This is a genomic window from Phycisphaerae bacterium (assembly GCA_018003015.1).
Lineage (GTDB): Bacteria > Planctomycetota > Phycisphaerae > UBA1845 > PWPN01 > JAGNEZ01.
In genome coordinates this window covers 1-10018 of sequence record JAGNEZ010000117.1, presented here as the reverse complement: position 1 = coordinate 10018, position 10018 = coordinate 1, and the positions used below count along the sequence as shown (strand labels likewise).

Sequence of the window (10018 nt, the reverse complement as noted above, 5' to 3'; positions counted from 1 at the left end):
GGTCCACTGAGGCAATCCCCCCCGGCCGCAACGCCAATGGCTCCCTCCCGAGCCGGCAGGGAACTGCGGGGGGCGATGCTCTCCGGCAGATCAGGGCACGCCGAACATGGACCGCAGCCCGGCACCGGCGACCGCAGCGCTCGACCAGGCCCACTGGAAGTTGAAGCCGCCGATCCGGCCGTCCACGTCGAGAATCTCCCCTGCCAGGAACAATCCTGGACAGAGGCGCGACTGCATCGTGGCCGGTTGGATCTCGTTCAACGGAATGCCGCCAGCAGTGACCTCGGCATGGGCGTAACCGCGGCTCTCGCAAACCGGCAGCGGCCACTGCAGCAACGACGACAGCAAACGGCGACGAACATCACGAGCCAGATGGGCCAACGGAATCTGGCCGCCGACGCCAAGAGACGTCAATATGGCGTCGACCAGGCGGACAGGGAACCAAGACGCCAGCAGGTTCCGAAGATGCTGCTTGGGTTGCTGTTGGGCTAGCTCGATCACCCTGCTCTCGACAGAGACCAGATCCGCGCCGGGCAGGAGGTTGGCCGTCAGAACAACCTGCTTCCTGTCCAGTCGCGCTCGATGCCAGTGCCGGGAGATGTCGAGCACGGCCGGCCCGCTCACTCCGAAGTGCGTCCATAGCATCGCCCCACGGGTTGGGATGGAGACGCGACCTTCGACAGCAAGAGCCAACTCAACGTCCTGCGACAAGCCGGAAAGCGGCTTGTGAAACTCGCCCTCTAGAACCAGTGGGACCAGGGCCGGCGTCGTGGGCACGAGACTGTGGCCCAGACCGCGAGCCAACTCATACCCCCCACCGTCGCTACCCGTCTTGGGCAGCGACAAGCCACCGGTTGCCAGTACCACGCAACAGGCGGAGACTTCGCCTCGGTTGGTGACCAGCCTGAATCCACTGTCGCCCCGGGCCAAGGCGGTTACCCGGTGTTCGGGGCACAGCCTGACCCCACGGCGGCCGACCTCGTTCACCAAGGCATCGAGCACCGTGCGAGCCTGGTTGCTGTCTGGAAAGAGCTTCCCGCCCTCTTCCTCGTGTAGATCGACCCCTATTTCGCGAAAGAACGCCACTGTTTGCCCGACGGGGAAAGCGGCCAGGACTCTCCTGATGATATGGCGGCTGGTGCCGTTGAAGTCGACCGAGGTCACCGCTCGATTGGTGACGTTACATCGCCCGCCGCCGGCAACGAGGATCTTGGCCCCAGGGCGCCTCGACCCGTCGAGCACGACCATGCTTCGGCCGGGCAACTGCTTGCCGGCGAAGATCGCCGTCGCCAGTCCCGCCGCCCCCGCACCGACGATGGCCACATCGACCTGGTCCATGCCCGGCCAGTCTACCCCAAGAAGGACCCGAGGTCGGCGAATGCCGACGATCAGCGGCGACGCTCACCAGAAGATCCAGTACAGCGTCAGCGTCAGCAGAACAACCAGAACGCCCCAGACCTTGACGTCGCCCTTGGTTTCCAGGTTGATCTGAGCATTGACCGGCAAATCCACAGGCTTCGCCAGCGGGGCAGCCAGCCGCATCACGGTCAGCACGGCCAACACCACGAAGAAGCAAACCGCCATGCGGTTGAGGAAGGCCATCTTAGACAGCGTCGTGGCGAGTTCGGTCTGGTTGAAACCCGGAATCCAGTCCGCCCACTTGATCGCACCATAGAGGATCGGATTGAGAATCAAGCCCACGGTTCCGCAGGACCGCGGCGACTTGTGCACCAGCACGCCGAAGAGGAAGATCGCCAGGATGCCGGGCGAGATGAAGCCCTGGAACTCCTGAATGAAATTGAAGATGCCCTCAAACTTGGGATTATCCAAAGTCGGGGCAATGATCACGGCGATCAGAACAAACACAACCACGCAGACCCGGCCGACGGTCACCAACTCGTACTGCGTGGCATTCTTCTTCACCTTGTGGTACATGTCGATCGCAAAAATCGTTGAAGACGAGTTGAGCATCGAGGCCAACGAACTGACCACCGCACCGAAGATCGCCGCCAGCACGAAACCCTTGAGCCCAACCCCCTCAGGGAGAAGCCTGCGGATCAACGTCGGGAATGCTGCGTCGAAGTCGTAGCCAACCAACGTGGTCGTCGGCTTGATCTTCTCCCCGTCTCCTGTCTTCACCTGGCTCGCCTTCCCCACCAAACGATCGTTGGCGGCCGCCAACTCGGCCGGCGACCGGTCGGGACCCAGCGAAGGACTGGACGCCGCGGCAGGCATTTCCCCCGCAAGCAAGGCGTTGTGGGCGTAGATCTTCGCCGCCAGTTCAGGCTGGAGCTTGGCAAAGCCGGGCGTGAAGGGGAAAACCTCCTGCTTGCCTTCCTGGAATGCCTGGAGCACCGTGGCATTCTTGCGTTCGCCTTCCTTGCTCAGGTCGCTGTTGAACAGGTTGAACGCCAGGATGCCCGGAATGACCACCACAAAGGGAATGAGCAGCTTGAGAAACGCGGCAAAAACCACGCCACGCTGACCTTCGGCCAGCGACTTGGAGCCAAGAGTCCGCTGGGTGATGTACTGGTTGAGACCCCAATAGAAGAAGTTGGGAATCCACAGGCCGACCACCAGGGCCGTCCACGGTATCTTCGGATCATCGCCAGGTCGGACCATGTGCAGCTTGCCAGCCTGCCAGTCCCCCGCGTTCAGCATCCGCAGCCGCTCCACGACACCGGCGTTCTGAACAGCCTCCGGACTGACCGGCGTGGTGGCGGTCGCGGCCAGAGCAGTCGGATCGGCGACGGCCAGGGCCTTCATCGCCAGGTAGGCGATCACCGCCCCACCGACGATCAGCGCCGAACCCTGAATCAGGTCGGCCCAGGCACAAGCCTTCAACCCGCCGGCGAAAACATAGACCGCGGAGAGCGTCCCGATGATCCAGCAGCCCACGGTGATGTCGCCCAGATCCAAGCCCAACACCGACTGGCCCTGGAAGTTCACGGTAATGACTTTGGCACCGGAGTAGATGACCGAGGCCGTCGGCACGCCAACCAGAATGACCAAGGTGGAAATGGCCATGACCGTCCGGGCAAAAGCGTTGTACCGATACTCGAGGAACTCGGGGATCGTGTAGATGCCGCTTCGCAGGAAGGTCGGCAAGAACAGGAACGCGACGACGACCAGGGTGATGGCCGCCATCCATTCGTAGCTGGCGATCGCCATGCCGAGCCAGTCGGCCGCCTGGCCGCTCATGCCCACGAATTGCTCGGTGGAGATGTTGGCGGCGATGAGCGAGAAGCCTACAAGCCACCAGGTCAGCCCGCGACCGGCAAGGAAGTAGTTCTGGGCTCCCTTGTCACTGTGCGTCTCTTCGCCTCGGCTCTTCCACAAACCGATGGCAATCACCGCGGCGACGAAGGCGACGAATACCAGGATGTCGGCAAAGCCCATATTGAACCTCTCCTCTTTCCAGAAAGAACTGATCCGCTCGATTCGCTCTCACGCCTCCCTCCCACGCCAAGCGAAGAGACACCCAACTTGAGGCCTCATGCCAACACCGGACCCCGAGCATCATCGACGGGAGACAGGACCCGCTCGCGGCACGGCCTGAACCGGAGGGATGAATCTTACCACCCGCTTCGCTGCACGCAAAGTGGACCGACCGGACCTCGGTCGACCGGGAACACCTCCCCAAAAAAACGGTGGGCGACCGAACAGCGCCGACCGCCCACCGCCAACGGCTCAACTCAAGCCCAAGATCAACCCTGAGGCTTGCCGATCTTCACCAAGGCCGCACCGTGGGCCCGAACCTCGTGGGTGTAGGTGTCCTCAAAGCGGCCTACATCCTTCTTCTGCCAGAGATCCCGTACCAGCTGCTTGCCACTCAACTTGAGGTCCGACCACTTCGCAGTCACTTTGGCGGTGGCTCGCCCACGATTGAACAGGCCGACCGCCATGGTCCCGTCACTCAACGGCCGAGCCCACACTTCAGTCGTGCCTTCCTGGGCCACGCGAACGGCCGCCTTGCCCAGAGGATCCTGGTCAACGTCCAGAACCTCGTCGTTCCCGAGCAGGTCGACAGTGAACGCATCCAGGGCCGACATGTCGCAGCCGATGAGCAACGGGGCGGCCAGCAGACTCCATAAGGTAATGTGGGTAATTTGCTCATTGTGGGTGAGGCGGCTCGGGTGCAGGCTCGGGCCCCAACCAACCTTGCCGACCACCAGCATGTCCGGATCGTTCCACTGCCCGGGCCTGACGTACGGGCTGCGATCGCTGTGAGCGAAACCTATCGAGGCCATGGACTGCCAGGTGTCGACGATATCGCCGGTCGTTCGCCAGAGATTGCCGCCGACCTTGCCGCCCCACTTCCACACTTCACCCATTCCGTACTGGCAAAGACTGTAAACGATGTCCCGGTCGCACTTGTCCAGAGCCGCCCGCATGACCCGGTAAGGCTTCTGCAACTCGTCGAGGCTGTCGCCTTTGGCGATCCCTCCATACGAGCACCAGTCATACTTGACGTAGTCCACGCCCCAGTTTGCCCAGGTCTTGGCGTCCTGCTCTTCGTGCTGATAACTAGCCTCGTACCCCGCGCAGGTCTTCGGCCCCGGTGAAGAGTAGATCCCAAACCGGAGCCCCTTGCTGTGGACATACTCGCCCAGGGCCGCCATGTCGGGGAACTTCTCGTTGGTCTGAATTTCGCCCTTGTCATTGCGGCCCGCCTCCCAGCAGTCGTCAATGTTGATGTACTGGAAGCCATGGGCGGCCAGGCCGCTCTTGATCATCGCGTCGGCGGCGGCCTTGATCTTGTCTGCGTCCACCGCGCAGCCCCAGCAGTTCCACGAATTCCAGCCCATCGGCGGGGTCAGGGCTAGCTTGTGCTCTCCGCCGACAATCGTGAGCTTGCGCATGTCCGAGCCTTTGGGCCCCTTCACCCGCAGGGTTACGACATATTCGCCTTCCTTCTCGAGCGAACCGGTGATGATCCCGGTCCTGGAATCAAGGTTCAGACCACCGGGCAGATCCTCGGCAGAGAACTCCAACGGGCCTTCGCCAGTGGCCGGAATGAGGAACAGGAACGACCGGCCGGGTGTCGTACCCACGATGCGCGGATTGTTGATCCGCGGTTCGGGTGCCGTGCCGTGGGCGATCGGCATGGGCGGCTCGCTGTCCCCGGGTAACACCGTCTTGGGCCTGGTCTTCGCGTCGGCCACCAGGAAGATCACCGCCCCCCCCCAGTCCGCGTGATCGTAGTTGATCCCGTCGCCACCGTTCTCCACCACCAGGGTCATCTGCTTGCCGCCGACGAGGTCGGCCGAGATCATCCTGGGCTCGCCGCCGCCCTTGAGCACCGGGGTCTCGGCGACTCGCTTGCCGTCAAGCCACACCTCAAAACTGACCGTGCCTTTCTCGCCCACTTCATCGTCCACGCCCACCATGGCCGCGAATCGGGTCGCGCATCCGTCGAGCACAATGGTGACCTCGCTGCTCGCGTGAGTGCCCAAACCGTGGGGGTAGGTAACCCCCTTCAGCTTGAGCGGGCGATTGTCGCATGACCTGCCGGCCCGGGGCTCGCCCCACCCCTGGTTCACCTTGCTCAGATCGAGGCCGTCCAGCCAGATGGCGCCGGCCGGCGGTTGGGCAGCTTTGAAATCAATCGCCTCCCGGCCGAGGGCCGGACCAGCCATCGCCAGGCCCCACGCCAGACCGGCGACAACCGAAAGAACGCGGCACACAGTCATTCGAATCACAATCGAATCCTCCCCGTCTATAGACAACAAGACAACAGGCGGCCCGCTTCGCACGGAGCGAACAGACCCCCTGGGTGACATTCATGATCGGATGGCATCATTTCGCAGAGAAGCGATAGACCGTCGTGGTCCTGTATTGCTGGCCGGGCTTCAGGATCGTCGACGGGAACTGGCTCTTGTTCGGCGAATCGGGGTAGTGCTGGGTCTCAAGACAGAAGCCGTAGCGGTGCTTGTACACCCGGCCACCCTTGCCCACGATGCTGCCGTCGAGGAAATTCCCGGTGTAGAACTGGACGCCCGGCTCGGTGGTCAGGACCTCCATCACCCGTCCGCTCTTCGGCTCGGTCACCTTGGCGGCCAGCGCCAGGCCGGACCCGATGCGATTGAGGACGAAATTGTGGTCGTAGCCCAGCCCGAACTTGATCTGCTGGTCGCCCTGGTCGTTGATTCGGGCGCCGATCCGCGTGGCCTTGGTGAAGTCGAAGGGCGTGTCCTTGACCGGCCGGAGCTCACCGGTGGGAATCAGCGTTTCGTCAACCGGCGTGAACCTGTCGGCATTGAGCATGATCTCGTGATCGAGAATGTCGCCCTTGCCCTGACCCGCAAGGTTCCAGTAGCTGTGGTTGGTCAGATTCACCGGCGTGGCCTTGTCGGTGGTTGCCTCATAGTCAATCCTCAGCTCGTTGTCGTTGGTCAGGCGGTAGGTGACCGTTGATTGGAGATTGCCCGGATAACCTTCCTCGCCATCCTTGCTCAGATAGGTCAGCTTCAGACCCGCCGCGTCAGCTTCGATAAACGACTCGGCATCCCAAACGACCTTGTCGAAGCCCTTGAGTCCGCCATGCAGGGCGTTGGGCTTGTTGTTGATGGCCAGCCTGTATTCCTTGCCGTCGACGGTGAACCTGCCCTTGCAGATCCGGTTGCCGTACCGCCCGACGATCGCCCCAAAGTAGGGCGTCTCCTTGAGGTAACCGTCAAGCTTGTCGTAGCCCAGAGCGACGTCGTCAAACTTGCCCTCGCGATCCGGGGCGGTCAGCGTCACCACGATTCCCCCGTAGTTGGTGATGGTCGTGGTCATACCCCTGGCATTGGCCAGCGTGAACAAGAACGCCTCTTTGCCGTCAACCGTGCCGAACGATGCCTTGTCGACCTTCATTTCGGTTTTGCCTTTCGTCAGCTGAGACCAGCTCTTCAAGCCGGATTCCGAACAGGAGCAGAGCCCGAGCACCGCAAGCGCCAGCGAACCCCTCAGCACTCTCCAGACCTTTGACCGTGCCATCTTGTTTTCCTTTCGTGTGATACGTGTCATCTGCTCAGGAGGCCGGATTGTATCACCGCACTGACCATTGGCAAGGGTCACAAGCCGAGGGCGCGACCGGAGCCCGCGAGTGAATGTCGAGGGCGAAGAGCCCATTCGGTGGTGATTGATCTCGGCACCAATCCGGGTCGGCAAACCGCACGTGAGCGTCCGGCCGCGTCCCTGCTTCCGCGCCTGGACACCCGGAGCGTCCATGCGGCGCCGGGCGCCTCGAGCCCCGGCTCTAGAACTCCCGTCGTTCCCGGGCCGGGGGAATGTGGAGTTGCTGGCGGTACTTGGCGATGGTCCGGCGCTTGACGTCGATCCCCTCGGCCTGCAGCTTGGCGGCGATCACGTCATCGCTGAGCGGGTCTTTCTTGTCCTCGGCGGCGACAATCTCCTTGACCCGCACCTTGACGCTGTCCCAGCTGGTGGCCTCGCCACTGCCCGATTCCGTCCCCCCGGTGAAAAACGAACGCAGCGGGTAGATCCCTCGAGGTGTCTGGAGGTATTTATCTGCCACCGTCCGGCTGATGGTCGAGGGATCGCACTTGAGCTTCTCGGCCAGCTCGCTCATCCGCAGAATCTTCAGGCCCGCCGGGCCGGCTTCGAGAAAATCTCGCTGCCGCGTGACGACTTCCTCGGCCACTTCGAGCAGCCGGCTGCGGCGGTAGGACACCGCGTCGATCAGGGCCCCGGCTGACTCGAGATTCTTGCGAATGAACTCCCGGGCGGATTTGTCATCCCGCGATTCCTGGAGCATCCGTCGGTAAGTCTCCGAGATCCGCAACCGCGGATTGTTACCCCGGGCCAACCGAACGGTGTAGCCCTCGCCGTCCTCGGCATAGTCCACAATCACGTCCGGGGTGACTCGCGGCACCTCCCGATCCACAACCAGATACCCGGGATGCGGATGCAGCTTGCCCAGCCGGCGGACAGCCTCTTTGAGTTCCTCGATGCTTCGCCCGGTCGCCTTCGCGATCACCGGATAACGGTTCTTCTCGATGTCCGCGAGGTGGTTCTCCACCAGCGTCCGCTCGAGGGCGTGATCGCCGTCCAGGGCGTCGATCTGCAACAGAAGGCACTCGCGCAGGTCCCGAGCGCCCACCCCCGCCGGCTCCAGGGTCTGGACCCAGCTCAGGGTCTCTTCAACCTCCTCCAGCGTGTACGGCGGAACGTGCTGCTCGGCGATCTCCTCGAGCGATGTGTGCAGGTAGCCGTCATCCTCGATGTACCCCAGGATCAGCTCGCCGATCTCCCGGACCCGCGGGCTGACCGCGACAAAGACCCATTGATCGTGGAGGTACTCGTTGAGCGACTGAGGACGGCTCGCGGTGTTGGCCATCGCGTCCATCTTCGGATCACGATCACCGGACACCACCCGCGGCCGGCCAAAGCCGACATCCCCCTCGTCAAAGTCGTATTCACGACTGAGCCGCTCCAGCCGGCTGAAGCCCTCCGCCTCATGGCGGTTCTCGGCGGCCACCTCCGGGTCGCGCAGGGCGGTGCCGTCCTCACGCATCGGGGCAGTCGGCGGCTCCGGCGGGTCCTCAAAGTCGTCCAGCTCCAGGGCAGGATTCCGTTCCAGCTCCTCGCGGATCTTGGCCTCAAGGGCCATGAGCGGCAACTGGAGAATGTTCATCGACTGAATGAGCTGCGGCGTCAGCCGTTGCTCCTGTCGAAGCCCCAGGGCCAGATGCTGTGACATGAACTGCGACATCAGTACCTATCTACAATTCGCCGACCCGCAAAACCCAGGCGCCGCCGACATTATTCTCCAACCGCAAACCCGCCACCCGCGATTCACATCGGCGTCCGTCCGGTAATCGCCGCTTCGAGCATCGCCCGAGAGGCATACTCGACCTGCGAACCGACCGCCAATCCGCGAGCCAGTCGCGAGATCCGTACCCCGAAGGGCTTCAGCATACCCTGGATGTGCAACGCCGTGCCATCGCCCTCCATCGTCGGGTTGGTCGCCAGAACAACCTCCCGAACCCCCCCAGCCCGCACCCGGGCCACCAAGGCATCGATGGTCAGATCGGCAGGCTCGATCCGCTCCAGCGGGGCGATGTGCCCCATGAGAACGTGGTAGACCCCCGAGATCAAACCCGTCTGTTCGAGCAACATCACGTCCTTGGGCTGCTCCACCACGACCACGAGCCCGTGGTCACGCGTCGCATCCCCGCAGATCGCGCACACCTCCTGCTCGGTCAGATTATAGCATATCCGGCAATGACGCAGATCCTCTTTCACCTGCCGAATCGCACCCGCCAGGGCCAGGGCCTCGTCCCGATCGCTGCGCAGCAGATGGAACGCAATCCGCTCGGCACTGCGCGGGCCGATCCCCGGCAACCGGCCTAGCTCCGCCACCAGGCGGGCCAGGCACTCCGGGATTCCGCGAGTCTGCTCGCTCACTTCGCACCCTGCCCCAAGAAATCCGTCAGGCCGGGAATGTTCATGCCACCCGTGAGCTGAGCGATGTCCGCACTGGCGCTCTCGCGTGCCTTCTGAGCCGCAGCACTGATCGCAGCCTTGATCATGTCCTCCAGCAACTCCACGTCACCCGTCGCCTTCGGATCAATCTTGATCTGCACCAGCTCGCCCTTGCCGTCAACGGTCGCCTTCACCAGACCGGCCCCGGCATCCGCCTCGAAACGCTTGCGGAGCAACTCCGCCTGGATCTTCTGCATGTTCTCTTGCAGCGATTTGGCCTGCTTCAGCATCGCCCCGAGGTTTCCTAACGCACCCAGCATCCGTTTGACTCCTTGAAGTCCTGACACCGTCAACAAGAGGAAAACCAACAAAAGAAAGAGGGACCCGTTCCGCGGCCCCCGCGTCCTTCCTTCTCCCGCACCTTCGCCCCTCACTCCTCCACGGTCTCACCCTGCTCAGCCGGCGGCTCGCCGCCGTTGACCCGCTCCACATTGACCAGCGTCCCTCCGAACAGGTCCAGAGCCTGCCGCACGGACGGCTCCGCCCGGGCCTGTTCGATGTCCGCGCGACTGGCCTGGGTGGCGCC

At 63.1% G+C, this 10018-nt stretch carries 7 protein-coding genes; all 7 read right to left on the bottom strand.

The window, feature by feature from the left end; all coding sequences use genetic code 11:
* Positions 1 to 90: 90 nt before the first annotated feature.
* Entirely contained in the window at positions 91 to 1338 is a 1248-nt protein-coding gene (locus KA354_24530; protein MBP7937819.1) for an NAD(P)/FAD-dependent oxidoreductase, read from the bottom strand.
* A gap of 63 nt (positions 1339 to 1401) precedes the next feature.
* Positions 1402 to 3399, bottom strand: a complete 1998-nt coding sequence (locus KA354_24525; GenBank protein ID MBP7937818.1) for a sodium/solute symporter — start codon at positions 3397 to 3399, stop codon at positions 1402 to 1404.
* Between the two features lie 308 nt (positions 3400 to 3707).
* On the bottom strand, positions 3708 to 5702 hold the full coding sequence (locus KA354_24520) for an NPCBM/NEW2 domain-containing protein (protein ID MBP7937817.1): 1995 nt from the start codon (positions 5700 to 5702) through the stop codon (positions 3708 to 3710).
* A gap of 97 nt (positions 5703 to 5799) precedes the next feature.
* Positions 5800 to 6981 (bottom strand): galactose mutarotase, encoded by a 1182-nt coding sequence (locus KA354_24515; protein ID MBP7937816.1) that lies wholly within the window; start codon positions 6979 to 6981, stop codon positions 5800 to 5802.
* 262 nt (positions 6982 to 7243) lie between these two features.
* The gene (gene rpoN, locus KA354_24510; protein MBP7937815.1) at positions 7244 to 8707 is read right to left on the bottom strand and encodes an RNA polymerase factor sigma-54; all 1464 of its coding nucleotides are present in this window, start codon (positions 8705 to 8707) and stop codon (positions 7244 to 7246) included.
* Positions 8708 to 8802: 95 nt separating this feature from the next.
* A complete protein-coding gene (gene recR, locus KA354_24505; protein MBP7937814.1) occupies positions 8803 to 9393 on the bottom strand; it encodes a recombination protein RecR in 591 nt (196 codons plus the stop codon).
* A gap of 17 nt (positions 9394 to 9410) precedes the next feature.
* The gene (locus tag KA354_24500; protein ID MBP7937813.1) at positions 9411 to 9752 is read right to left on the bottom strand and encodes a YbaB/EbfC family nucleoid-associated protein; all 342 of its coding nucleotides are present in this window, start codon (positions 9750 to 9752) and stop codon (positions 9411 to 9413) included.
* Between the last annotated feature and the right edge of the window lie 266 nt (positions 9753 to 10018).

Coding starts and splice junctions, on each gene's coding strand:
- rpoN (MBP7937815.1), bottom strand. CDS start 8,707: ATGTCACAGCATCTGGCCCTGGGGCTTCGACAGGAGCAACGGCTGACG.
- KA354_24525 (MBP7937818.1), bottom strand. CDS start 3,399: ATGGGCTTTGCCGACATCCTGGTATTCGTCGCCTTCGTCGCCGCGGTG.
- KA354_24500 (MBP7937813.1), bottom strand. CDS start 9,752: ATGCTGGGTGCGTTAGGAAACCTCGGGGCGATGCTGAAGCAGGCCAAA.
- KA354_24530 (MBP7937819.1), bottom strand. CDS start 1,338: ATGGACCAGGTCGATGTGGCCATCGTCGGTGCGGGGGCGGCGGGACTG.
- KA354_24515 (MBP7937816.1), bottom strand. CDS start 6,981: ATGGCACGGTCAAAGGTCTGGAGAGTGCTGAGGGGTTCGCTGGCGCTT.